At 67.4% G+C, this 23,486-nt stretch carries 21 protein-coding genes and 3 pseudogenes; 17 read left to right on the top strand and 7 right to left on the bottom strand.

Annotation, left to right across the window (positions count from 1 at the left end; translation table 11 throughout):
* Positions 1-65: 65 nt before the first annotated feature.
* The 12 genes and pseudogenes from dbpA to H9L16_RS09585 all read left to right on the top strand — a co-directional run bounded on the left by dbpA (position 66) and on the right by H9L16_RS09585 (position 12,395).
* On the top strand, positions 66-1,448 hold the full coding sequence (gene dbpA, locus H9L16_RS09640) for an ATP-dependent RNA helicase DbpA (RefSeq protein ID WP_187551505.1): 1,383 nt from the start codon (positions 66-68) through the stop codon (positions 1,446-1,448).
* Between the two features lie 128 nt (positions 1,449-1,576).
* A complete protein-coding gene (locus tag H9L16_RS09635; protein WP_233449382.1) occupies positions 1,577-2,347 on the top strand; it encodes a TorF family putative porin in 771 nt (256 codons plus the stop codon).
* Positions 2,348-2,357: 10 nt separating this feature from the next.
* Positions 2,358-2,450, top strand: a complete 93-nt coding sequence (locus H9L16_RS09630; protein ID WP_187551504.1) for a potassium-transporting ATPase subunit F — start codon at positions 2,358-2,360, stop codon at positions 2,448-2,450.
* A gap of 12 nt (positions 2,451-2,462) precedes the next feature.
* Entirely contained in the window at positions 2,463-4,178 is a 1,716-nt protein-coding gene (kdpA, locus tag H9L16_RS09625) for a potassium-transporting ATPase subunit KdpA (RefSeq protein ID WP_187551503.1), read from the top strand.
* Positions 4,175-6,265: a potassium-transporting ATPase subunit KdpB gene (kdpB, locus tag H9L16_RS09620; RefSeq protein ID WP_187551502.1), complete on the top strand. Its 2,091-nt coding sequence runs from the start codon at positions 4,175-4,177 to the stop codon at positions 6,263-6,265. Before kdpA ends, kdpB begins: the two co-directional genes overlap by 4 nt.
* Positions 6,266-6,283: 18 nt before the next feature.
* Positions 6,284-6,883 (top strand): potassium-transporting ATPase subunit KdpC, encoded by a 600-nt coding sequence (kdpC, locus tag H9L16_RS09615; protein ID WP_187551501.1) that lies wholly within the window; start codon positions 6,284-6,286, stop codon positions 6,881-6,883.
* A gap of 29 nt (positions 6,884-6,912) precedes the next feature.
* Positions 6,913-9,575 (top strand): annotated as a pseudogene (locus H9L16_RS09610) (ATP-binding protein).
* Positions 9,572-10,297 carry a response regulator transcription factor gene (locus H9L16_RS09605; RefSeq protein ID WP_187551500.1) on the top strand — a complete coding sequence of 242 codons (726 nt, stop codon included), beginning with the start codon at positions 9,572-9,574 and terminating at the stop codon, positions 10,295-10,297. The pseudogene H9L16_RS09610 and the gene H9L16_RS09605 overlap by 4 nt, the downstream one beginning before the upstream one ends.
* Positions 10,298-10,361: 64 nt before the next feature.
* A pseudogene (locus H9L16_RS16530) lies at positions 10,362-10,550 on the top strand (ArsR/SmtB family transcription factor); the annotation flags it as partial.
* Positions 10,551-10,698: 148 nt separating this feature from the next.
* Positions 10,699-11,196, top strand: coding sequence for an ArsI/CadI family heavy metal resistance metalloenzyme (locus tag H9L16_RS09595; protein ID WP_187551499.1), 498 nt, complete (start codon positions 10,699-10,701; stop codon positions 11,194-11,196).
* A gap of 27 nt (positions 11,197-11,223) precedes the next feature.
* Complete coding sequence (locus H9L16_RS09590) at positions 11,224-11,718, top strand: arsenate reductase ArsC (RefSeq protein WP_187551498.1); 495 nt, start codon at positions 11,224-11,226, stop codon at positions 11,716-11,718.
* Positions 11,718-12,395 carry an aquaporin gene (locus H9L16_RS09585; RefSeq protein WP_187551497.1) on the top strand — a complete coding sequence of 226 codons (678 nt, stop codon included), beginning with the start codon at positions 11,718-11,720 and terminating at the stop codon, positions 12,393-12,395. The genes H9L16_RS09590 and H9L16_RS09585 overlap by 1 nt, the downstream gene beginning before the upstream one ends.
* Here the strand turns inward: H9L16_RS09585 and H9L16_RS09580 are convergent.
* The 3 genes from H9L16_RS09580 to H9L16_RS09570 all read right to left on the bottom strand — a co-directional run bounded on the left by H9L16_RS09580 (position 12,381) and on the right by H9L16_RS09570 (position 15,320).
* On the bottom strand, positions 12,381-13,502 hold the full coding sequence (locus H9L16_RS09580; RefSeq protein WP_187551496.1) for an MBL fold metallo-hydrolase: 1,122 nt from the start codon (positions 13,500-13,502) through the stop codon (positions 12,381-12,383). The genes H9L16_RS09585 and H9L16_RS09580 overlap by 15 nt on opposite strands.
* Before the next feature lie 92 nt (positions 13,503-13,594).
* Positions 13,595-14,107: a glutathione S-transferase family protein gene (locus tag H9L16_RS16405; protein ID WP_325065068.1), complete on the bottom strand. Its 513-nt coding sequence runs from the start codon at positions 14,105-14,107 to the stop codon at positions 13,595-13,597.
* 232 nt (positions 14,108-14,339) lie between these two features.
* Positions 14,340-15,320 (bottom strand): hypothetical protein, encoded by a 981-nt coding sequence (locus H9L16_RS09570; protein ID WP_187551495.1) that lies wholly within the window; start codon positions 15,318-15,320, stop codon positions 14,340-14,342.
* A gap of 124 nt (positions 15,321-15,444) precedes the next feature.
* Here H9L16_RS09570 and H9L16_RS09565 point away from each other — a divergent pair, with 124 nt between their 5' ends.
* Complete coding sequence (locus H9L16_RS09565; protein ID WP_187551494.1) at positions 15,445-15,795, top strand: hypothetical protein; 351 nt, start codon at positions 15,445-15,447, stop codon at positions 15,793-15,795.
* Positions 15,796-15,825: 30 nt separating this feature from the next.
* Here H9L16_RS09565 and H9L16_RS09560 read toward each other — a convergent pair whose 3' ends face one another.
* The 3 genes from H9L16_RS09560 to H9L16_RS09550 all read right to left on the bottom strand — a co-directional run bounded on the left by H9L16_RS09560 (position 15,826) and on the right by H9L16_RS09550 (position 17,877).
* Complete coding sequence (locus H9L16_RS09560; protein ID WP_187551493.1) at positions 15,826-16,308, bottom strand: hypothetical protein; 483 nt, start codon at positions 16,306-16,308, stop codon at positions 15,826-15,828.
* Between the two features lie 226 nt (positions 16,309-16,534).
* Positions 16,535-17,185 (bottom strand): DsbA family oxidoreductase, encoded by a 651-nt coding sequence (locus H9L16_RS09555; protein WP_187551492.1) that lies wholly within the window; start codon positions 17,183-17,185, stop codon positions 16,535-16,537.
* Positions 17,182-17,877: an ATP-grasp domain-containing protein gene (locus tag H9L16_RS09550; RefSeq protein ID WP_223158133.1), complete on the bottom strand. Its 696-nt coding sequence runs from the start codon at positions 17,875-17,877 to the stop codon at positions 17,182-17,184. Before H9L16_RS09550 ends, H9L16_RS09555 begins: the two co-directional genes overlap by 4 nt.
* Positions 17,878-18,209: 332 nt before the next feature.
* On the opposite strand from H9L16_RS09550, the gene H9L16_RS09545 reads away from it, so the two are divergent.
* Both H9L16_RS09545 and H9L16_RS09540 read left to right on the top strand, forming a co-directional pair.
* Positions 18,210-19,085: a bile acid:sodium symporter family protein gene (locus H9L16_RS09545; protein ID WP_187551491.1), complete on the top strand. Its 876-nt coding sequence runs from the start codon at positions 18,210-18,212 to the stop codon at positions 19,083-19,085.
* Between the two features lie 87 nt (positions 19,086-19,172).
* Positions 19,173-20,603, top strand: a complete 1,431-nt coding sequence (locus tag H9L16_RS09540; protein WP_187551490.1) for an MFS transporter — start codon at positions 19,173-19,175, stop codon at positions 20,601-20,603.
* 50 nt (positions 20,604-20,653) lie between these two features.
* Here H9L16_RS09540 and H9L16_RS09535 read toward each other — a convergent pair.
* Positions 20,654-21,150: pseudogene (locus H9L16_RS09535) on the bottom strand (YgjP-like metallopeptidase domain-containing protein).
* 74 nt (positions 21,151-21,224) lie between these two features.
* Here H9L16_RS09535 and H9L16_RS09530 point away from each other — a divergent pair.
* Together H9L16_RS09530 and H9L16_RS09525 are read left to right on the top strand one after the other, a co-directional pair.
* Complete coding sequence (locus H9L16_RS09530) at positions 21,225-21,779, top strand: DUF2058 domain-containing protein (protein ID WP_187551489.1); 555 nt, start codon at positions 21,225-21,227, stop codon at positions 21,777-21,779.
* A 106-nt stretch (positions 21,780-21,885) separates the two neighbouring features.
* Positions 21,886-23,484: an SDR family NAD(P)-dependent oxidoreductase gene (locus tag H9L16_RS09525; protein WP_425507190.1), complete on the top strand. Its 1,599-nt coding sequence runs from the start codon at positions 21,886-21,888 to the stop codon at positions 23,482-23,484.
* Positions 23,485-23,486 lie beyond the last annotated feature (2 nt).

Here is a 23,486-nt window from a genome sequence, read left to right as displayed (position 1 = left end):
CGGATGTTACCTGCGACGCATGGCGGCGCCGTGGATCGACACGGCGAACCTGCGATCATGCACGGATGAACACGCCCAGCACCTTCGCCGACCTGGCACTCGACCCGTCCCTGCAAGCCGGACTGGATGCACTCGACTACACCACCTTGACTCCGATCCAGGCGCAGGCCCTGCCGGCGGTGCTCGAAGGCCGCGACCTGATCGCACAGGCACCGACCGGCAGCGGCAAGACCGCGGCCTTCGGACTGGGCCTGCTGCAGGGCATCGATGCCACCGCGGTGCGCACGCAGGCCTTGGTGCTCTGCCCCACCCGCGAACTGGCCGACCAGGTGGGCAAGCAGTTGCGCAAGCTCGCCACCGGCATCGCCAACCTCAAGCTGTCGGTGCTCTGCGGCGGCATCCCGCTGGGGCCGCAACTGGCCTCGCTCGCGCATGCGCCGCACGTGGTGGTCGGTACGCCCGGGCGCGTGCTGGAGCTGGTGCAGAAGGAGGCGCTGGACCTGCGCAAGGTGAAAACGCTGGTGCTCGACGAAGCCGACCGCATGCTCGACATGGGCTTCGACGAACCGATCCGCGCACTTGTAAAACGCACGCCCAGGGACCGGCAGACCCTGCTGTTCTCGGCCACGTTCCCGGACACCATCCGCACGCTGGCGAAGGCAATGCTGCGCGAGCCGCTGGAAGTGAGCGTCGATGGCGGCGCACAGCCGGCGGCGATCCGCGCGCATTTCTTCGAGGTCGACGCCGCTCGCCGCGCGCCGCAACTGGCCGCGTTGCTGCTGCAATTCAAGCCAGAATCCACCGTGGTGTTCTGCAACATGCGCCGCGACACCGAGGAAGTGGTCGGCTCGCTGGCGCATTACGGTTTCACTGCGCTCGCGTTGCACGGCGACATGGAGCAGCGCGACCGCGACGAAGTGCTGGTGCGCTTCGCCAACCGCAGTTGCAGCGTGCTGGTCGCCAGCGACGTCGCCGCGCGCGGACTCGACATCGACGACATCGGCGCGGTGGTGAACTACGAACTGCCCACCGATGCGGACACCTACCTGCACCGCGTCGGCCGCACCGGTCGCGCCGGGCGCGATGGCCTCGCCCTCAGCCTGGTTGCGCCGCAGGAACGCGGGCGCGCCGCGCTGGTCGAGGAACGCCAGGGCAACCCGATCCGCTACGAGCGCATCGCCCCGCTCGACGGCCCGCCACGCGGCGTGCCGCAGGCGGCGATGATCACCTTGCGCATCGATGCCGGCCGCACCGACAAGCTGCGACCCGGCGACATCGTCGGCGCATTGACCGGCGATGCCGGCTTGCCGAAGGAGGCGATCGGCAAGATCGACGTGTTCGCCACCCGCAGCTATGTGGCCATCGCCCGCGCGCAGGCAAAGCACGCGCTGGCGCAGTTGCGCGCCGGCAAGATCAAGGGCCGCAAGTTCCGGGTCAACATGCTGTAACGGCTCGCGTCGATCTTGTGCGCACCATGTGTGCGGCACATCGGTTCATCGGGGTTTTACGCAAGCTTTACGCGATCACGCGGCCCGGCGAATAGAGGTTTTACGCGGCAGCTGCCGAGAATTGCGTCGTGGCCAGACCGGCCTCGATGACCATTCCTAGCTGCTGGATGAAACAGAACATCTTCCGTGCACGCGAAGCGCGCGCACCCCTCTTCACCGCCGTGTGCGTCGTCGTCGGCCTGATGGCCTTCGGCTCGCAGGCGAAGGCCGCCGACATCAACGGCAATGCGACGCTGACCACCGACTACGTGTGGCGCGGCAGCACCCAGACACAGGGCGATCCCGCCGTACAGGTCGGTTTCAAGGTCGCCGGCGCGGCCGGCTTTTATGCCTCGGTCTGGGGCTCGAACGTCAAGTTCGCGCCGGAATCCGAGGCCAACACCGAGCTGGATGTCACCGTCGGCTGGGGCAAGGCCCTGTCCGAGGATTGGGCGGTCGATGCCAATCTCCTGCACTACCGCTATCCGTCGACCGCGGTCGACCTCGACTGGACCGAACTCAACGGCACCCTGACCTGGAAGGGCAATTACTGGGCCTCGTTCGGCTATTCGAACGAAGCGCTTGGCTACGACGCCGACGGCATCTACGCGCTGGTCGGCGCGAAGGTCCCGATCAATGAACGCCTGCGCCTGGAAGCCAGTGCGGCGCACTACTTCCTCGACGACGCAGTGGTCGCGCGCAGCGGCTACACGCATGGCTGGTTGAGCGCGGTGTGGGGCGTCAAGGGCCCGCTCGAAGCGCGCCTGACCGTGCATGCCACCGACAACAACGCCAAGGCGATCTTCGGCGACGACTACACCGGCAGCCGCGTCGAAGCCGCGCTGCAAGCGTCTTTCTGAGGAGCGGACGATGCCTGGTTGGCTTGCGCTTGTATGCGGTGTCGCGGTGATCGTGGCCTGCGCCTATCTGCTCTACGTGATCCTGTATCCGGATCGTTTCTGACGAGACACGACGATGACCGAAGCACTGCTTGTAGTCGCGCTGGCGATCGGCCTGGGGTGGCCGCTCGGGCGCTACCTCGCCGCGGTGATGCGCGATGAACCGATGCGCGGCGATCGCGTGTTCGGCTGGATCGAACGACCGATCTATCGACTGCTCGGCACCACTCCGGCGCAGGGCATGACCTGGCGCGGCTACGCGAAGGCGTTCGCGCTCAGCAACGTCGTAGTCGGCGGCTTGGTGTGGGTACTGTTCATGACCCAGGCCTGGTTGCCGTTGAATCCCGATGCGATCCCCAACATGCGCTGGGATACCGCGCTGCACACGATGGTGTCGTTCCTCACCAACTCCAACCAGCAGCACTACTCCGGCCAGGCGCAGCTGTCCTACCTGTCGCAGATGGTCGGCATCGTCGGCCTGCAGGTGATCACGCCGATGATGGGGCTGGCGCTGGTCGTCGCCACCTTGCGTGCGCTGATGGGTGGGCGAGCGGTCGTGCGCCCAGCCGAAGCAAGCAACGCTTCCGGCGACGCCGACGTCGGCAACTACTGGGCGGACCTCATTCGTCCGACGTTGCGTTTCATGCTGCCGCTGTGCCTGTTGTGGAGCGTGCTGCTGACCTCGCAAGGCGTCCCGTCTACGCTCGCAGCAGGGCCGGTTGCGACACCAATCGACGCCAGCGCGGGAATGAAGGAACAGAAGATCCCGCTTGGCCCGGTCGCGCCGATGGTCGCGGTCAAGCAACTCGGCACCAACGGTGGCGGCTGGTATGGCCCCAACAGTTCGGTACCGCTGGAGAACCCGACACCGTTCTCGAACCTGCTGGAAATGCTGGCGATCATCCTGGTCCCGGTCGCGGTCGCGTTCATGGTCGGCCCGTTCACTGGCCGCAGGAAATTCACCGCACTGGTGTTCGGCAGCATGCTGTTGATGTCGATGTTGTCGACCGGTGCCAGCGTGCTGCTCGAACGCCATTCGGCGATGACCGCCGATGCCGCACTGATGGAAGGCAAGGAAGTGCGCTTCGGTGCCGATGCTTCGGCGCTGTGGGCGACCCTGACAACGCAGACCAGCAACGGCTCGGTCAACGCGATGCACGATTCGCTCAGCCCACTGACCGGGCTGGTGACGCTGGGCAACATGCTGGTCAACGCGATCTGGGGCGGCATCGGTTGCGGCCTGCAGCAGTTCCTCGTCTACCTCCTGCTGGCGGTGTTCCTGGCCGGGCTGATGACAGGGCGCACACCGGAACTGTTCGGTCGCAAGATCGAAGCGAAGGAAATCCGCCTGCTGTCGCTGCTGATCCTGCTGCAGCCGCTGGTGGTGCTCGGCTTCACCGCGCTGACGCTGGCGATGCCGGAGTTCACCGGCAACTCCAACCCCGGCTTCCACGGCATCAGCCAGGTCTTCTACGAGTACACCTCAGCGTTCGCCAACAACGGCTCCGGTTTCGAGGGCCTCGGCGATGCCACGCAATGGTGGAACCTCAGCTGCGCGTTGGTGCTGGCACTCGGCCGCTATCCCGCGCTGATCGTGCCGCTGGCGGTGGCCGCGAGCCTCGCCCGCAAGCGCGCAACGCCGGAAGGCCCCGGCAGCCTGCACATCGAAACCCCGACCTTCGCGCTCACCGTGATCGCGGTGATCGTGATCCTGCTGCAGTTCATGCCCGCGCTGGTGCTTGGCCCCGTGGCCGAGCACCTGAGCCTGGTGCATGGAGGAACCACCCCATGATCCAACAGACCTTCGATGCCAAGCCGCCGCGCGGCCAGCATCCGACCGTGTTCGATGCCGCCGCGTTGCGCACCGCGATCCGCGATGCCTTCCTCAAGCTCGCGCCACGGCACATCGTCAAGAGCCCGGTGATGGCCGTGGTGCTCGGTGGCACCCTGCTGTCCGCGCTGATCACCGCCGTCGGCGCGGCACCGGCCGGCTTCGGCTGGAGCGTCACCGCGATCCTGCTGGTCACCGTGCTGTTCGGCAATTTCGCCGAAGCGGTGGCCGAGGCGCGCGGTCGCGGCCAGGCGGCATCGCTGCGGCGTGCGCGCAAGGATCTGGTCGCACGCAGGCTCGCCGATGCAAAGGGTTTCTCGGCTGCGATGCGTGGCGCGGAAGCGCAGGTCGCGGCCGCCGACCTGCGTCCCGGTGATCTCGTGGTGATCTCCGCCGGCGAACTGATCCCGGCCGATGGCGAGATCATCCACGGCCTCGCCACCATCAACGAGTCCGCGGTCACCGGCGAATCCGCGCCGGTCCTGCGCGAAGCCGGCACCGACCGCAGCGGCGTGATCGGCGGCACCAAGGTGCTGTCCGACGAGATCGTGGTGCGCGTCACTGCGGAGCCGGGGCAGAGCTTCCTCGACCGCATGATTTCCCTGGTCGAAGGCGCCAACCGGCAGAAGACCCCGAACGAAATCGCGCTGACCATGTTGCTGGCGGCGATGACACTCACGTTCCTGATCGTCTGCGCGACGCTGCCGGCGATCGGCGCCTTCGTCGGCGTCAAGGTCGATCCGCTGCTGCTGATCGCGCTGCTGGTCTGCCTGATCCCGACCACGATCGGCGGCCTGCTGCCGGCGATCGGCATCGCCGGCATGAACCGCGCGCTGTCGGCGAACGTGCTGGCCAAATCCGGCAAGGCGGTCGAAGTTGCCGGCGATGTCGACGTGCTGCTGCTCGACAAGACCGGCACGATCACCCATGGCGACCGCCAGGCCACCGCCTTCCACGCGCTGGCCGGCATCAGCGCCGACCAGTTGCGTGAAGCCGCGCTGCTGTCGTCGTTGGCCGACCCCACGCCGGAAGGCAAGTCGATCGTCAAGCTGGCCCGCGAACAGGGCACGCCGATGCAGGACCCGGACCAGCTCGATGCCGGCACGACGCACTTCATCCAGTTCACTGCGCAGACGCGCATGTCCGGTGTCGACCTTGATAGCGGCGCACGTGTGATCCGCAAGGGCGCGGGCGATGCGATCAGCCGCCACGTGCTGGCGCTCGGCGGTGAGGTGCCCGCCGAACTGAAGGCACGCGTCGACCAGGTCGCGCGCAAGGGCGCCACCCCGCTGGTGGTCAGCGAAGGTCGCTTCGCCCTAGGCGTGGTCGAGCTGTCCGACGTGGTCAAGCACGGGGTCAAGGAAAAATTCGCGCGGCTGCGCGCGATGGGCATCAAGACCGTGATGATCACCGGCGACAACCCGCTGACCGCCGCCGCCATCGCCGCAGAGGCCGGCGTCGATGACTACATCGCCGAGGCCACGCCGGAGGACAAGCTCGCGCGGATCCGCAGCGAGCAGGCCGGTGGCCGCCTGGTCGCGATGGTCGGCGACGGCACCAACGATGCGCCTGCACTGGCCCAGGCCGACGTCGGCCTGGCGATGAACTCAGGCACGCAGGCCGCGAAGGAAGCCGGCAACATGGTCGACCTCGACAGCGACCCGGCCAAGCTTCTCGCGGTGGTCGAAGTCGGCAAGCAGCAACTGATCACCCGCGGCGCGCTGACCACGTTCTCGCTGGCCAACGACGTGTCGAAATACTTCGCGATCCTGCCGGCGCTGTTCGCCGCGGCGATCCCGTCGATGGCGGCGCTGGACGTGATGGGCCTGTCCAGCCCCAAGAACGCAGTGCTCGCCGCGCTGATCTTCAATGCGCTGGTGATCCCCGCACTGATCCCGCTGGCCCTGCGTGGCGTGCGCTTCACCCCGGCGAGCGCCACCGTGCTGCTGCGCCGGAACATGCTGCTGTACGGCGGCGGCGGCGTACTGCTGCCCTTCATCGCCATCAAGCTGATCGACCTCGCGCTTGCCGCGACGATTGGCCCCTGATTGCCAGTGCCTGAGGACATGTCCATGACCAACACGACCATTCCACTGCAAGACCACGTCGGCCTGCGCGCGCCGCTGCTGTTCGCCATCGTCATCCTGCTCGGCTTTGGCCTGCTGTATTCGCTGGCCGGGGCCACGCTGGGACGCGTGCTGTTTCCGGTGACCGCCACCGGCAGCATGATCGAGCGCGACGGCCACGTCATCGGCTCCGCGCTGGTCGCCCAGCCGTTCGCCGACGCACGCTACTTCCAAACGCGCCCGTCCGCCGCCAATTACGATCCGATGGCGGCGGCCGGCAGCAACATGGCGCGCAGCAATCAGGACCTGCACAAGCGCATCGCCGAGTTGACCTTGGCGGTCGCTGATCGCGAAGGCATCGCGCCAGCGCAGGTACCCGCCGAGCTTGTCACCCAATCCGGCGGCGGACTGGACCCGCACCTGCCGCCACGTGCGGCACAAGTGCAGGTCGCACGGGTCGCCCGCGCGCGCGGCATCGACATCGCCACCGTCGAGGCTTTGGTCGCGCAGCAGACGGAAGCCCCGCAGTTCGGCATGCTCGGGCAGCCGCGGGTCAATGTGCTGCGGCTCAACCTGGCGCTGGATGCGCTGGCGCGCTGACCAGCGCCGCGCCCGCATAGACTGCACGCATGGAGAGCCAACGCAGCGCCCAGGCCGACGCCCTGCTCGGCGAACTGCAACGCCAGGGTGGCGGCCGCCTGACCCTGTTCCTGGGCGCGGCCCGGGCGTCGGCAAGACCTACGCGATGCTGTCGCGCGCGCGCGAGTTGAAGAAGCAGGGTGTGGACGTGGTGGTCGGCCTGGTCGAAACCCACGGCCGTGCGGAAACGCAGGCGCTGCTGGAAGGACTCGAACTGCTGCCGCGCATCCGCAGCGAGTACCAGCCGTCGAACGGCCAGGCCCGCACGCTGGAGGAACTCGATCTCGACGCCCTGCTCGCGCGCAAGCCGGCGGTGGCGCTGGTGGACGAACTGGCGCATCGCAACGTGCCCGGCAGCCGCCACGAACGCCGCTGGCAAGACGTGGTGGAACTGCTCGATGCCGGCATCGACGTCTACACCACGGTCAACATCCAGCACCTGGAAAGCCTCAACGATGTGATCCACCGGATCACCGGCGTGCGCGTCAGCGAGACCGTGCCGGACCTCGTCTTAGACCGCCTGCGCGACATCAAGCTGATCGACCTGCCGCCGCGCGAACTGATCGAGCGCCTGCAGCAGGGCAAGGTGTACATGCCGGACCAGGCGGCGCATGCGCTGCAGTCGTTCTTCTCGCCTTCCAACCTCGCCGCGCTGCGCGAACTGGCGATGCAGACCGCGGCCGATCGCGTCGACAGCGACCTGCGCGAGGCGCAGACCGCGCGCGGCCTGCCCGGCAGCTCGCTGCGCCGGCGGGTGCTGGTGGCGATCGACGGACGCGGCCAATCCGACTACCTGGTGCGGGTGGCGCGGCGCGTGGCAGAGCGCCGCGATGCCCCGTGGAGCGTGGTCAGCGTGCAATCCGGTGCCCAGCTCGACGACGCTGCGCAACGCGAGCTCGACCGCGCGTTCGCGTTGGCGCGCCGACTGGGTGGCGAAGCCGAACTGCTGCATGGGCCGAGCATCGTCGATGCACTGATCGACCACGCGGGCCGGAGTGGCGTATCGACGATCGTGATCGGTCGCACCCGCGAGCGTCCGTTCGCGCGCATGTTCAACCGCACACTGACCCAGCAACTGCTGCAACGCGCCGCGCACCTGGAGCTGACCATCGTCAGCACGCCGGAAGCGCGGGCGAAGTCGCGCCGCTCGTTGCACGACGTCGGCACCCTGCTCACGCGTACCGACGCAGGACTGGCGGTGGCTGCCGCCGTGCTCGCCACCGCCACCGCCTGGGTGGCGCAACGCTTCATCAGCCTCGACGACCTGTCGATGGTGTTCATCGTCGCGGTGGTGGTGGTCGCCTCGCGCACGCGCATGGCCGCGGCGGTGCTGGCCGCCGGCCTGTGTTTCCTCTCCTACAACTTCTTCTTCATCGAACCGCGCTTCACCTTCTTCATCGGCGCACGCCAGGGCGTCGCCACGGTATTCCTGTTCCTGGCCGCCGCGCTGGTCGCGGGTCGGCTGGCCTCGCGCCTGCGCATGCAGGTGGTCGCCCTGCGAGCGGCCAACGCGCATGCCACCGCCCTGCAGGCATTGAGTCGGCAACTGGCGGTCGCCGCCGATCTCGGCCAGGTCGCAGCGGCGGGCCGGCACGCGCTGAAGCAGGCGATCGGCGCAGAAGCCATCGTGCATGCAGGCGACGTCGCACCGGAGATGGCCGGCCAGCAGCCGCTGTCCGAAAAGGATCGCGCCGCTGCCGACTGGGCGCTCAAGCATCGGCAACCGGCCGGACGCTTCACCGACACCCTGGGCAATGCCGAGTGGTGGTTCCAGCCGCTGGCCGGCGACAAGGGCGCGACCGGCCTGGTCGGCTTGCGCTTCCCAGCCGGCACCGACCGCTTCGGCAGCGAACAACGCAGGTTGGTGGAGGCGATGGCGGACGACATCGCGCAGGCGATGTTGCGCACGCGGCTGGTCTCGGACCTGGAGGACGCGCGTGTCACCGGCGAGACCGAACGCCTGCGCTCCGCCCTGCTGTCGTCGGTGTCGCATGACCTGCGCTCGCCACTGGCGGCGATCGTCGGCGCCGCCGAAACCCTGGACACTTACGGCCGCGGCATGGGCGAGGACGATCGCCACAGCCTGCTCGACACCGTGCGCCTGGAGGGGGAGCGGCTGGATCGCTACATCCAGAACCTGCTCGACATGACCCGCCTCGGCCACGGCGGGCTCACCCTCAATCGCGACTGGATCGGCGTGGACGAGCTGATCGGCTCGGCGACGACCCGCTTGCAGCGCTATCAGCCCGATGTGCGCTTCGAGCTCCACCTGGCCAAGGGTCTCGCCCCGCTCTGGGTGCATCCCGCGCTGGTCGAGCAGGCGATCTTCAACGTGATCGAGAACGCCGCGAAGTTCTCGCCTGCTGGCGAGGCGATCGCGATCGACGCACGCGACATCGACGGCGTGCTGCGCATCGATGTCGCCGATCGCGGCCCCGGCATCCCCGAGGACGAGCGCAAGCGCATCTTCGACATGTTCTTCAGCGTGGAGCGCGGCGATCGTGGACGCCAGGGCACCGGCCTCGGCCTGGCGATCACGCAGGGGATGATCGGCGCGCATGGCGGCAGCGTCGAAGCCTTGCCGGGGTACGATGGCCGCGGCACCACCATCCGCATCCTGCTGCCGCGCATGCAACCACCATCCACGCCATGAGCGACCCATCCACCGGCGAGAGCGCCGTTGTCCCAGCGCGCGTGCTGGTGGTCGACGACGAACCGCAGATCCGCCGGTTCCTCGAGATCAGCCTGCGCGCGCAGGGCTACCGGGTCGAAACCGCGGAACACGGCGAAGCCGGCTTGCAGGCGATGGCGGCGCATGGCGCCGACCTGGTGATCCTCGACCTCGGCCTGCCCGGCATCGATGGCCATGAAGTGCTGGCGCGCCTGCGCGAATGGTCGCAGGTGCCGGTCATCCTGCTCACCGTGCGCGCCGACGAACACGAGAAAGTGCGCGCGCTCGATGCCGGCGCGAACGACTACGTCACCAAGCCGTTCGGCGTGCAGGAGCTGATGGCGAGGGTGCGCGCGTTGCTGCGTCCACGCACCGCCGCCGGCGATCCATCGCCGGTGTTCGACGATGGCGCGCTGCGCATCGACCTTGCGATGCGCGAAGTGCTCCTGCACGGCGCGCCGGTCGCGCTGGCACGCAAGGAATACGCACTGCTCGCCATGCTCGTGCAGCACGCGGGGCGGGTGGTCACGCAGCCGCAGATGCTGCAGGAATTGTGGGGCAAGCACCACGAACACGACACCCATTACCTGCGCGTGCTGGTCGGCAAGCTGCGCCAGAAACTCGGCGACGACGCCGCCGCGCCGCGCTGGATCGCCACCGAGCCCGGCGTGGGCCTGCGCTTCATCGGCGCGCGCGCGAGCTAGCAGGCGGTCGATCCACGCCCGAGCCCGGGTTGCATCAATTCCATATTTCTGGAAATATGGAATCATGAATACCGACGCCGCTCTTTCCGCACTCCGCGCGCTTGGCCACGAGTCCCGCCTGGCCGCGTTCCGCCAACTGGTGCAGGCCGGCCCGGATGGCTTGTCGGTCGGTGAACTGCGCGAGTTCCTCGACCTGCCACCCGCCACCCTGAGCGCACACCTCAACGTGTTGCGGGCCGCCGGCCTGGTCGACGACGAACGCGAAGGCCGCGTCATCCGCGTGCGCGCCAACTACCCGCAGATGAACACCCTGCTGGCCTACCTCACCGAAAACTGTTGCGCCGGCGCGGTGGACTGCGGGCCGGCGACCGCCTGCCCCCGCGCAAACCAGGAGCCAAGCCGTGAACCGCTTCCATGTGCATCTCAATGTCGCCGACCTTGCCGGCAGCATCCGCTTCTACAACGAACTGTTCGGTGCCGAACCCGTCGTGCGCAAGCCCGACTACGCAAAGTGGATGCTGGAGGATCCGCGGATCAATTTCGCGATCTCCAATACGGGACGCACGCCCGGCATCGACCACCTGGGCCTGCAGGTCGACAGCAGCGAGGAACTGGTCGCGCTCGGCAAGCGCCTCGAAGCCGCAGGCGGTTCGCTGATCCCCGAGAACGCAGCCATCTGTTGCTATGCGCAGTCCGACAAGACCTGGACCGAAGATCCGCAGGGCACGCGCTGGGAAACCTTCCACAGCTTCGGCGAAGCGACCACCTATCACGGTGCCGACGCCGCCTGCGCCACCGATGGCGGGTCGTGCACACCGGACGTACAGGCGATGGCACCGATGCCCGCGACGACAGCAATCGCAGCCTCCTGCTGCGCGCCGAAATCCACCTGCTGCTGACACCCTCCCCCACCGAAGACACTGGCCATGACCACGCAGCCCTACAACATCCTGTTCCTCTGCACCGGCAACAGCGCCCGCAGCATCCTCGCCGAAGGGCTGGTCAACCATCTGTCGCATGGCCGCTTCAAGGGCTACAGCGCGGGCAGCCAGCCGATGGGGCGGGTCAATCCGCTGGCGCTGGAAACACTGCAACGGCTCGGCTGCGACACCAGCGGCATGTCCAGCAAAAGCTGGGACGTGTATGCCGCACCCGATGCGCCGAAGATGGACTTCGTCATCACCGTCTGCGATAGCGCGGCCGGCGAAACCTGCCCGTACTGGCCGGGCATGCCGATGACCGCGCATTGGGGCTTCCCCGATCCTTCGCACGTGGAAGGCGATGACGAGGCGAAGCGCCAGGCGTTCGCGAAGACAGCACAAGCGATCACCCAGCGCCTGCGCCTGTTGCTCGCGCTGCCGATGGAAAAGCTGGATCGGCTGTCGCTGCAGGACCAACTGCGCGCATTGGCCGCGCAGTGATGCCACTGCATCGCCGCCTGCTGGCCGAGGCGCTCGGCACCATGTTGCTGCTCGCCGCCGTGGTCGGCTCCGGGATCATGGGCGTGGCACTGTCGAACGGCAACGACGGCATCGCCCTGCTCGCGAACGCAGCGGCCACCGCGGGCATGCTGTACGTGCTGATCGAAACGCTGGGCCCGATCTCCGGCGCGCACTTCAATCCGGCGGTCACCCTGGCGATGCGCCTGCGCGGCGAGATGAGCAGCGCACATGCCGCGGCCTACATCGTGGTGCAAGTGCTGGCTGCGATCGCCGGCGTGCTGCTCGCCCATGCGATGTTCGAGCAGGCACTGCTGCAACCCGGCACGCGCGTGCGCAGTGGCGGCGCGCAATGGTTGAGCGAGGGGGTGGCGACCTGCGGCCTGCTGCTCACCATCCTGCTTGGCGTTCGCCATCGCCCGAAGGCGATCCCTGCACTGGTCGCCGCTTACATCTTCGCCGCGTACTGGTTTACCGCCAGCACATCGTTCGCCAACCCCGCCGTGACCATGGCGAGGTCGCTGACGCAAACCTTTGCCGGCATCCGCCCGGACGACGTGGCCGGCTTCGTATTCGCGCAGTTCGCCGGGATGCTGCTGGCGATCGGCATCGCCACCCTTCTGCTTGGGCGCAGCGAACCGGCGTCAGCGCGCGGCTGATTCCGTCGCGACCACCGGCCGCCACCAGCGCTCGCCGGCATGCGGCGCATCGATGCTGATGCGTTCGCCCATGATCGGCGTGGCGATGCCGATGCCGGCTGTTTCACCCAGCGCCAGCACGCGCTCGAACGGCTCGAACCACGGATGCATCGCCAGGTCGAAGGTGCCGTTGTGGATCGGCAGCAGCCACTTCCCCCGCAGGTCGACATGCGCCTGCACGGTCTGCTCCGGCTGCATGTGCACGTACGGCCACTGCACGTTGTAGGCGCCGGTTTCCATCAGGGTGAGGTCGAACGGGCCGAAACGCCGGCCGATCTCGGCGAAGCCATCGAAGTAGCCGCTGTCGCCACTGAAGAACACGCGCCGCTCGCCATCCACGATCACCCACGAACCCCACAGCGTGCGGTTGCCGTCGCGCAGGCCGCGGCCGGAGAAATGCTGGGTCGGGGTGAAGGTCAGGCGCAGGCCGTCGATGTCGGTGCCCTGCCACCAGTCGAACTGGCGGATCTTCTCCTGCGGCACGCCCCACTCGGCCAGGCGGTCGCCCACGCCGAGCGGTGCCAGGAACACTTCGACCTTGCCTGCCCGCGCCTTGATCGCCGCATGGTCCAGGTGATCGTAATGGTCGTGCGAAAGCAGCACGCCACGAATCGGCGGCAGGTCCTGCATCGAGATCGGCGGTGCGTGGAAGCGCTTCGGGCCAGCCCATTGCACCGGCGATGCGCGTTCGGAAAACACCGGATCGGTCAGCCACCAGCCACCGCGCAGCTTCATCAGGATCGTCGAATGGCCCAGCCGGTACAGGCTGCGGTCGGGCGCTGCATCCAGTTCGGCGCGGGTCAGCATATGCACCGGGACCGGCGCGTGCGGCTCGGTGTTGTTCGGCTTGTTGAAGAAGAAATCCCACATCACCCTGGCACCCGGCTCCGCCACATCGGCGGGCTTGGGCGTGGTGTTGCGGAACTTGCCGTCGGCGAACTGCTTGGAGTTCGCGTAGTCGCCGATCGAGGCGTGCAGACACAGGGATGCGGTCAAGGCGGTCAGTCCAAGGATGGGAAGCGACCACCACCAGCGACGGCGACGTGGGGAAGACGCGAGGTCAGGCATGCGGGCCGATGATGTGCTTGCGGGCAGGTTGCAATCGACATGGGGCCGATGTCGATGCAGGCAAGCCCATGCCAAGCTGCACTCCGACCGGGTCAATCCCGATCCGGTGCACCCAGCGGAAACAGCGGACGGAACGCCCGCGCTTCCTCCACCGTGCGGGCGAACGAGGGCCGCGCGAGCAGGCGAGACCGATAGGCACGCAGCAGCGGATAGTCGTCGCCGATCGGATGCGTCCAGTCCGCATAGAACAGCGAGGGTGCCGCCGCGCAATCCGCAAGGGTGAACTCATCGCCAGCTGCCCAGGTGCGACCGGCCAGTTCCCCTTCCAGCCAGCCGTAGGCCATCTCCAGCTTTTGTGCCGCGAACGCCCGCATGTCGTCGCGCTTGGTCGCATCGCCGGTCAGTGCACCTCCGACGGCCGCTTGCACCGGGCTCATCACGTGCAGGTCGAAGCAGCGATCCATGAAACGCACGTGCAGTGCCGACTCCGGATCATCGGGCAGCAAACGGACCGCACCCGGATGCGCAAGCTGCAGGTACTCGATGATGATGCTGGTCTCGACCACCTGGCGGTCGCCATCCAGCAGCAGCGGGAACTTGCGCAACGGCCAGCGCCGCAGCCATTCGCCGGCATGCTCGGGGTCTCCGGGCTGATGCAGCGGAACTCGAAGGGCGTGGCGTTCTCGTACAGCGCAATCAGCACCTTCTGCGTGTACGAGGAAAACGGGTGTCCGTAGAGCGCGAGGGTCATGGCGGTGCCTCGGGAATCGTGGTGGTTTCGATGTCGACGAACAAGCGGCGACGGCTTCTACACCCATCGGAAGTAATCGCCGCTCATCACGCCAGCGGCAGATCGCTCTCCGCACCCGCCATCGCGTCGTGCAGGGCGCGCACGTGCTCGGCCTTCGGGTCGATGCGCGTGGTGTCGCCGAGCGAGCGCAGGTAACGGCATGCGGCATGCCCGGTGGAGCTGGCTTCGTAACGTGCGATCCACGCCAGCCGCTCGGGCAACATGGCCTGTTCCGCCGACCATGCCGCGACCGGCGGGCGGATGCGCTGGTCGATGCCGATCCGCCACGGCTTTGGCGTGAGGCGCGCGCGGAAGCAGTGCTGCACCTTGCACATCACCGTGTACAGATGATCCGCCTGCAGCGCGGAGAACAGCATCGCGGCATCGTCGTCCTGCGGCTGGAAGGTGCGGTGCATCGCCAGTACGCGCAAGCCGGCCGGTGTGCGGTACACCCGCAGGTGCCAATCCGGATGCGTCGCCACGAACGCATCGACCAAGGCCAGTGCGCGCGCCTCCGCGCCGCCGTCGCGATCGAACGCCGCCCGTTGCCGGTGCAGGATGATCCGATTGAGGCTCCACGCCGCCACGATCGCCAGGCCAATGCCGGCACTCCAGTGCCATGCGAACAGCCCGACGGCGAACGCGACCGCCGCAATGATCGCCAATGCGCCGATGGAAAGCGCGCAACCGGTGGGCCGCTCGGCCAGGTCGACATCGGCGAACAGCACGTCCGGCGTGTTCAGGCACAACGCGCCGTAGCTGTTGCGGGTAATCACCACATCGCCGTGGCGGGCCACGATCTGCTCGCGGATCGGCACGCCGGCGGTGCCGTAATTGGTGCGCAGTTCGCGCCGGGGCAATGCTGCGCCGGCCAGGATCGCGTCCAGCGCCTCTCGGGCACGCGCCTGCGCATGGGACTGTGCGGCATGGACACTCTCATCCGACCAGCCGTAGCGGCGCACGGTGACCATGCGGTCGTTGTGGCGGGCCTGTTCGCGGGCTTCGGCCCAATGTTCGGGAACGATCATGTGCCGTGCTGTCCTCCGCGCCGTGCAGCGCGCCCCGATTGTGCCTGAGCATGGCATCGCGACCTGCCCTGCGCGCGGGTTTCGGCTACCCTCGCAGGCGCATTCCAACCACAGGCAGCCGCCGATGCTGAGCTGGATCCGCAAATGGCTGTACGCACTCGCGATGCTCGGCGGACTGATCATCGCCGCCTGGTGGGCCATGCAGCAGACCAGCTCGTACACGCGGCTGGAAGCGCTGATCCAGCGACATCCGGTGGTCGCCGATGAAGTGGGCCAGGTGTCCTCGATCCGGCTGCCGTTCTTCGGCTACGGCGTGGACGTGACCGATGGCCGGATGGACCCGAACTTCCGGGTGCGGGTGGTCGGCAGCAAGGGCGAGGGCGTGGTGCGCGCCGATTTCGTGGACGGCGCGATTGCCGACGCCATCCTCATCACCCCCGGCGGACACGCGATCCCGCTGGTGATACCGCGCTGATCGCGCCCGGCTTGCAGGCGCGGGGTGCGCCTACATGCTGCCGATCGCGCCGAACAGCGAGCGTTGCGAATGCGAGGCCACGCTGTAGGTCTTCCCCTGCACCGGCCGCGACTCCATTTCCAGCACCAGCCAATGACCTTCCAGCGAGGTCGCGCCGGGAGCAGGAATGGTGAGCTTCTGGCCGGACAGCGACACACTCCTGTCCGATTCCGGCGCCACCGCCTTGATCTTCACCGATGCCGAGCAACCGGCGGTCTCGTACGTGTCGCCGCTCGACTGGCGCACCAGGCAGACGCGGTAACTGCTGTACGGGATCGTGCTCGGGTTCGCCGGCTGGTCCGCCACCTCGATGCCGCGCAGGCGCAACACCAGCTCATCCCTGCCCGGCGACACTACGCCATTGGCGCTGACCACGACCGGCCATCGGGCGTCGTCCTGGGTGAAGGTGACGGGGATTCCGGAACTCGAACCCGCGGATACCTGCAATGTCGCCGCGATCAGCAATGCCAGCATGCCTACCCTCCCCAAGGGTGCGAATGGACGGCGGATGGATCGAAGACCCTCCACGCCTGCGCGCATGCCCGGACGTGTCCATGGGTCATGACGCGATGGCATGTCCTAGATACCGTGAATGTCCCCGGTGTCTTGCTGCAGTGCGACGTGCGGAAACGGCATGCAACGCGCGCCAAAACGCATACCGCGAATAGCCCCATTCACTTCCGCATGATGGAATGCCGATTCAGCCCGGCATACCGGCGGCGATCTCGCGCAACGCACGCTCGAACACCTCGACCGGCTGTCCGCCGGAGATCAGGTGCTTGCGTTCGATGATCACCGCCGGCACGCCGTTGATGCCGTTGCGGGTGAAGAACTGTTCGGCCTCGCGTACGTCGGCGGCGTATTCGTCGGAGCCCAGGATCGCCGCGGCACGCGCCGCATCGAAGCCCGCAGCGCTGGCGATGTCGACCAAGGTGGCGTGGTCGGAGACGTTGCGGCCTTCGGCGAAGTACGCACGCAGCAACGCATGCTTGAGTTCGCGTTGCCCGCCTTCGACCCCGGCCCAGTGCAGCAGCCGATGCGCGTCGAAGGTGTTGAAGATCCGGCTGCGCCCGTTGAAGTCGAACACCACGCCGAGCTCGGCACCGCGTGCGCGGATGCGCTCCTGGTTTTCGGCGAGCTGCGCCTCGGACATGCCGTACTTGCGCTGCAGGTGCTCGCCGATGCCCTCGCCTTCCGCGGGCAACTGAGGGTTGAGTTCGAACGGCTGGAAGTGGATGTCGGCGGCGACCTCGCCCTGCATGCGCTGCAGCGCCTGCTCCAGCGAGGCCAGGCCGATCGCGCACCACGGGCAGACCACGTCGGACACGAAATCGATGCGCAGGGTTTTCATGCGGTTGCTCCATCGTTGAGGGCATCGCGCAATGCGCGGGCGAAACCGGCACCCTGTTGCGGGTCGCTGCCCAGGTAGAAATCGGGTTCGATCAGTTCGGCTTCCATCAGCAACCAGAGGCCATCGGCATCCGGGACCACGTCGATGCGCGCATACAGCAACGGCGCATCGATCGCAGCCAGCACCTGTTCGGCCAAGGCGACCGCACCAGCCGGCGGATCATCGAGCACCCGATACACGCCGCCGAATTCTTCCTGCACGCGGAACTCGCCCGCCACCGGGCGCTTGTTGACCACATGGCTGAGCACGCCGCCGAAATACAGCAGCGAGGTTTCGCCCTCGTGCTCGATGGTCGGCAGGTAGGGCTGCACCAGCATGGTGGTGCCATCGCCCGGCTCGATGGCATCGCCACGACGCACGCGCACGGTCTTCCACGCGCCACCGGATATCGCCGGTTTGACGATCAATTCGTCGACGCCAGTCGCGTCGAACATCCGTTCGATGACGTGTTGCTGCAAATGATCGGTGAAGGTCGTAGCCGGGAGCGCCACACCCCGCGCGGCGAGTTCCACCAGGTAGCGTTTGTCGGAGTTCCACGCCAGCACGCTGGCCGGGTTGGCCATTGCGATGCCCTCGCGCTGCCAAGTGGCGCAGGCACGCAGCCAGCGCACATGGTCGAAGTGATAGCCCATGCCAGCAAGGGCAACACCCGCGCAAAGCCGCGCAGTGCGCTCGCGTCATCGGCATGCATCGTCCATGGCGTGGGCGTGACGGTGATGCCTGCCGCGTCAAGCGCGCGTTGCAGGCGCGCAAGCACCTTCGGCCACAGCGTGGTGTGCGAAACATCCGCGGGATCCGGCGTGAGGATGGCGATCTCGGTCATGGCATCGATGCGGCTTCGGGCAGCGGCCATTATCGACCCCGATCGCCGCGTCGACGAGTGCGCACTTGCACCTCGCGTGGCAGGCACGCGATCCTGCACCGGGGGCGCATGCCAATGCATGCGACGCGAGGGGATCCGCCGATGCAGTCTTCGATGTTGACCAGCCTGCTGCTGCCGCTTGCGCTGGGCGTGATCATGCTCGGGCTTGGCCTGGGGCTGACCCTCGCCGACTTCCGCCGCGTTGCCCGCTATCCGCGCGCGGTGCTGACCGGGCTGTTCCTGCAGACCGCGGTGCTGCCGTGGGTCGCACTGGGACTTGCGCTGCTGTTCAAGCTGCCGCCGGAACTCGCGGTGGGGTTGATGCTGCTGGCGGCCTCGCCGGGTGGTGCGACCGCGAACATCTACAGCCACCTCGCGCGCGGCGACGTGGCCCTCAACATCACCCTGACCGCGGTCAACAGCGTGCTCTGCCTGCTCACGCTGCCGGTCATCCTCAACCTGTCCCTGGAGCTCTTCCTCGGCAGCGGCCAGTACGTGCCGCCGCCGGTGCAGAAGATCATCGAGGTCGCGGTGATCATCCTGCTGCCGGTCGCGTTCGGCATGCTGGTCCGCGCGCGCGCGCCGACCTTCGCGAGCCGCATGGAGAAGCCGATCCGCCTGCTGTCGGTGCTGGTGCTGGTGTTGCTGATCGTGGTCGCGGTGGTGAAGGAATGGAGCACCTTGCTGCAGTTCTTCGCCAGCATCGGCATCGTCTGCCTGCTGTTCAACCTCGCCAGCATGGCCACCGGCTACGCCGCGCCGCGCGCATTGCGGCTGCCGCGCAGGCAGGCAATCGCCGTCGCGATGGAAATCGGCATCCACAACGGCACGTTGGCGATCTTCATCGCCCTCAACGTGCTGCAGAACGCGACGATGTCGATCCCCGCCGCGGTCTACAGCCTGCTGATGTTCTTCACTGCCGCGGTGTTCGCGTGGTTTGCGGCGCGGCGGCCGGAACAGGGCAACGGCAGCGACTGAGGCATCGCGCCTCGCTTTCGAGCCGGGCCGCTCACGCTGCGTGGGCGACAATGACCGCTCATTCCCGTCACGGCCCGCCCCTGCACAGTGAAACGCGAACGCCTGCTGCCGCTGATCGTCGCGACCGCATTGTTCATCGAGAACATGGATTCGACGGCCATCGCGACCTCGCTGCCGGCGATCGCGCTGGACTTCGGGGTCGAGCCGGTGGCGCTGAAGCTGGCGCTGACCACCTACATGCTGGCGCTGGCGGTGTTCATTCCAATCAGTGGCTGGGTGGCGGATCGGTTCGGCGCGCGCCCGACCTTCATGGTCGCGATCGGGGTGTTCCTGCTCGGCTCGATCGGCTGCGCGACGTCGGGCTCGCTGGGCGCACTGGTGGCGGCGCGCTTCCTGCAGGGCATGGGCGGCGCGATGATGGTGCCGGTGGGCCGGCTGGTGATCCTGCGCAGCATTCCCAAGGCGCAACTGGTGCGTGCGCTCAGCTGGCTCACGGTGCCGGCGCTGCTCGGGCCGATGATGGGCCCGCCGCTCGGTGGCCTGATCACCACCTACGGCAACTGGCGTTACATCTTCCTGATCAACATCCCGATGGGCCTGCTCGGGATTTTCCTGGCCTGGCGGCACATCCCGTTGCTGCGTGGCGAACCGAAGCCGCTCGACGTGCGCGGTTTCGCGCTGTCCGCGATTGGGCTGGCGCTGACCATGTTCGGTTTCGCCAGCCTGGGCCGGCACTTGGTCAGCACCGAGGTCGCTGTTGGCTGCCTGCTCGCAGGGATGACCGGCCTCGCGCTGTACGTGCTGCATGCGCGTCGCCACCCGCATCCGCTGATCGACCTTGGCCTGCTGAAGCTGCCGACATTCCGCGTCGGCGTGCTCGGCGGTTCGCTGTTCCGCATCGGCATCGGCGCTACGCCGTTCCTGTTGCCGCTGATGCTGCAGCTCAGCTTCGGACTGGACCCGCTGCAATCCGGCCTGATCACCTTTGCGTCCGCGGCCGGTGCGATGTTCATGAAGACGCTGGCGGCGCGCATCCTGCGCCGCTTCGGTTTCCGCCCGGTGCTGATCGCCAACGCGCTGGCCGCATCGGCGCTGTTGTGCGTCTTCGGCCTGTTCCGCGCGGACACGCCCTATCCGCTGCTGATAGGGGTGCTGCTGGCCAGTGGATGCTTTCGTTCGCTGCAGTTCACCAGCCTCAACGCGATCACCTACGCGGAAATCGAACCCGAGCGCATGGGCCAGGCCAGCAGCCTGGCCGGGATGGCGCAGCAGGTGGCGCTGGCGATCGGCGTGACCATCGGCGGCTACGCGTTGACCGTGGCGAGCATCGCCAGCGGGCAGCCGATGGACGCCGCGATCAACTTCACCTTCGCGTTCCTGACCGTCGGCCTGGTATCGGCGAGTTCGGCATGGATGATGCTGCGGCTCGCCCCGGACGCCGGTGCCGAGATGTCTGGCAAGGCCCAGCCCGGCGAGGAAGTCGCAGAGCCCAAGCCGCTGCAACGCCCCGGTACCTGAGCCAGGAAAATCCATCCAAGCCGCTGCATTCGCCCGGCGCAAATGCTCGCTCAGGGCCGGGGCATTTCCAGATGCGTCAGGTACAGCCGCAGATCGAACTCCAGTTGGTGGTAATCCGATTCCATATGCGTGCACAGGCGATAGAACGCCTTGTCGTGCTCGGCTTCCTTCATGTGCGCCAGTTCGTGCACCACAATCATTTTCAGGAACTCGGCGGGCGCATCGCGGAACACGCTGGCGATGCGGATCTCGCGGCTGGCCTTGAGCCGGTCGCCGTGCACGCGGTACTTGGTGGTGTGGGTGCCCAGCGCATCCTTCATGACCTGCAGCTTGCCGTCGTACAGCACCCGGCCCAGCGGCACCGACTTGCGCAGGTGGCGATCCTTGAGATCCTGCACGTACTCGTAGAGCTGCCCGTCATTGCGGATCGCATGGGTCTGGCCGTACTTCGCCGCCAGCATGGTGCCCAACCGATCCTGGGCGATCAGCGCATGCACCCGCTCCAGCACGTGGGCGGGTAACCGGCAAGGTATTTCAAGGGCTGCATGGGCGCGGGAATGAACAGGGCTGCGGGGCTCGGCAGGTATGATGGACGGTCAATCCCCGATACGAAACCGCGACATGGCCAAGCCGAACCCGCTCCAGGAACAGCTGCTCAAGGCGGGCCTGGTCAAGAAGTCCAAGGTCTCCGAGGTCGCCCGCGAGCAGCTCAAGGCGAAACACGGCAAGGCACCAGCGGCGGCCACCGACATCCAGCGGGAAGCGGAACGCGTGCGTGCCGAGAAGGCCGAGCGCGACCGGGCACTGGAGATGGAGCGCAAGGTCAAGGCACGCAGCGCCGAACTGGCGGCGCAGGCGCGGCAGATCATCGCCGACAAGAAGGTGCCGCGCAGCGGTGACATCGAGTATCGCTTCACCGCCGATGGCGCGATCCGCACCCTGCTGGTCGACGAGGCCCTGCGCAAGCAGCTCGCCTCCGGCGCGCTGGTGATCGCGCGCCAGGGCGACCGCTACGAACTGCTGCCGCGCGCCGCCGGCGACAAGGTGCGCGAACGCGATGCGGCACTGATCGTGCTCGACCACGGCAAGGCCGCGGATAGCGAAGCCGCCGAATCGACGTCGGAAGACGATGCCTACTACGCGCAATTCCAGGTGCCCGACGACCTGGTCTGGTAACCGCGCGGCGATACCGCACCCTGCCCGCATGCCGGGCATCGACCGACGCGAGTCTCGCGTCCATCTCTTTTTGATCGCCCATGTGGCGCGCAACACGGATCCGCCCTTGAACACCACCGCGACACCGAATCCCGATGACGAGTCGGCGATGAACACCGACACCGCAGCTCCCGACGACCGCCTGCAACCCGCGCTTTCCCTGCTCGACGCAATCATCGCCGACCGCGACGTGCTGGAGGCGTGGCCGGCCGCGGATCGCGAACGCCTGCTGCAGGCGGTGGCGCTGGTCCACCATCCGGAACCGCGTGCGCGCCGGCGCAAGTCGAAGGACCTGGCCCGCGAGCGTGCGCAGGAGAAGGCGCGCGCGACCGAGGCCCTGCTCGACCAGACCGGCATCCGAACCCTGCGCCGCAAGCCGGTGTTCACGACGCCGAATTATTTCCCGCCGCAAGCCGCGGGCCTGCACGATCCGCGCAACAACGCCTCCGATCCCGTCGCCCACAACGTGTCGCCGGAGCTTTTGCACTGCTACGTCTGCAAGCAGAAATACACGCACATCCATCATTTCTACGACCAGCTGTGCCCGACCTGCGCGGACCTGAATTTCTTCAAGCGCACCGAGACCGCCGACCTGCGCGGGCGCGTGGCGTTGCTGACCGGCGGGCGGGTCAAGATCGGCTACCAGGCCGGCCTGAAGCTGCTGCGCGCGGGCGCATCGCTGATCGTCACCACCCGCTTCCCGCGCGATTCCGCGGCGCGTTACGCGGCTGAGCCCGACTTCGAGAACTGGGGCGACCGGCTGGAAGTGTTCGGCCTGGATCTTCGCCACACGCCCAGCGTGGAAGCGTTCTGCATGCAGTTGCTGGCCACCCGCGAGCGCCTGGATTTCATCATCAACAACGCCTGCCAGACCGTGCGCCGCCCGCCCGCGTTCTACGCGCACATGATGGAAGGCGAGACCGCCGCGCTGCAGGCCATGCCCGCCGACGTGCGCAAGTTGCTGGGCAATTACGAAGGCCTGCGCAGCGCCGACCTGCTGCCCGGCGCGGACACGACATCGCTACAGGCAGGCCGCAACGAGATCGCCGGTGTCGCCGGCCTTGTGCGTGCCGCAGAACTCTCGCAAGTGCCGCTGCTGGCCGATGAACTCCTGGGACAGGCGCATCTGTTCCCGCAAGGCCGCCTGGATCAGGACCTGCAGCAGATCGACCTGCGCGGGCGCAATTCCTGGCGCTTGCAGATGGACGAAGTGCCGGCGGTCGAGTTGCTGGAAACCCAACTGGTCAACGCGGTCGCGCCCTTCATCATCAACGCACGATTGAAGCCGTTGATGCTGCGCGCGCCGGAACGCGACAAGCACATCGTCAATGTCTCCGCGGTCGAAGGGCAGTTCTACCGCAACTTCAAGACCACCAAGCACCCGCACACCAACATGGCCAAGGCCGCGCTCAACATGATGACGCGCACCGCGGCCGCCGATTACCACGGCGACGGCATCCACATGAACAGCGTCGACACCGGCTGGGTCACCGACGAGGATCCCGCCGAGATCGCCGCGCGCAAGATCGTGGAGGAACGCTTCCACCCGCCGCTGGACATCGTCGATGGCGCGGCCCGCATCGTCGATCCGATCATCCACGGCATCAATACCGGCGAACACGTGTGGGGTCAGTTCCTGAAGGACTACGCGCCGACCGATTGGTGAGT

It is taken from the genome of Thermomonas carbonis (assembly GCF_014396975.1).
Taxonomy (GTDB): Bacteria; Pseudomonadota; Gammaproteobacteria; order Xanthomonadales; family Xanthomonadaceae; genus Thermomonas; species Thermomonas carbonis.
This window is presented reverse-complemented; position numbering and strand designations above follow the sequence as displayed.

Excerpts from the sequence above, each read along its gene's own strand:
- H9L16_RS09560 (WP_187551493.1), bottom strand. The coding sequence starts at position 16,308 with ATGCTGGCATTGCTGATCGCGGCGACATTGCAGGTATCCGCGGGTTCG.
- H9L16_RS09545 (WP_187551491.1), top strand. The coding sequence starts at position 18,210 with ATGCAGTCTTCGATGTTGACCAGCCTGCTGCTGCCGCTTGCGCTGGGC.
- H9L16_RS09555 (WP_187551492.1), bottom strand. The coding sequence starts at position 17,185 with ATGAAAACCCTGCGCATCGATTTCGTGTCCGACGTGGTCTGCCCGTGG.
- H9L16_RS09605 (WP_187551500.1), top strand. The coding sequence starts at position 9,572 with ATGAGCGACCCATCCACCGGCGAGAGCGCCGTTGTCCCAGCGCGCGTG.
- kdpB (WP_187551502.1), top strand. The coding sequence starts at position 4,175 with ATGATCCAACAGACCTTCGATGCCAAGCCGCCGCGCGGCCAGCATCCG.
- kdpC (WP_187551501.1), top strand. The coding sequence starts at position 6,284 with ATGTCCATGACCAACACGACCATTCCACTGCAAGACCACGTCGGCCTG.
- H9L16_RS09550 (WP_223158133.1), bottom strand. The coding sequence starts at position 17,877 with ATGGGCTATCACTTCGACCATGTGCGCTGGCTGCGTGCCTGCGCCACT.
- H9L16_RS09570 (WP_187551495.1), bottom strand. The coding sequence starts at position 15,320 with ATGATCGTTCCCGAACATTGGGCCGAAGCCCGCGAACAGGCCCGCCAC.
- H9L16_RS09590 (WP_187551498.1), top strand. The coding sequence starts at position 11,224 with ATGACCACGCAGCCCTACAACATCCTGTTCCTCTGCACCGGCAACAGC.
- H9L16_RS09580 (WP_187551496.1), bottom strand. The coding sequence starts at position 13,502 with ATGCCTGACCTCGCGTCTTCCCCACGTCGCCGTCGCTGGTGGTGGTCG.
- kdpA (WP_187551503.1), top strand. The coding sequence starts at position 2,463 with ATGACCGAAGCACTGCTTGTAGTCGCGCTGGCGATCGGCCTGGGGTGG.
- dbpA (WP_187551505.1), top strand. The coding sequence starts at position 66 with ATGAACACGCCCAGCACCTTCGCCGACCTGGCACTCGACCCGTCCCTG.
- H9L16_RS09565 (WP_187551494.1), top strand. The coding sequence starts at position 15,445 with ATGCTGAGCTGGATCCGCAAATGGCTGTACGCACTCGCGATGCTCGGC.
- H9L16_RS09630 (WP_187551504.1), top strand. The coding sequence starts at position 2,358 with ATGCCTGGTTGGCTTGCGCTTGTATGCGGTGTCGCGGTGATCGTGGCC.
- H9L16_RS09585 (WP_187551497.1), top strand. The coding sequence starts at position 11,718 with ATGCCACTGCATCGCCGCCTGCTGGCCGAGGCGCTCGGCACCATGTTG.
- H9L16_RS09530 (WP_187551489.1), top strand. The coding sequence starts at position 21,225 with ATGGCCAAGCCGAACCCGCTCCAGGAACAGCTGCTCAAGGCGGGCCTG.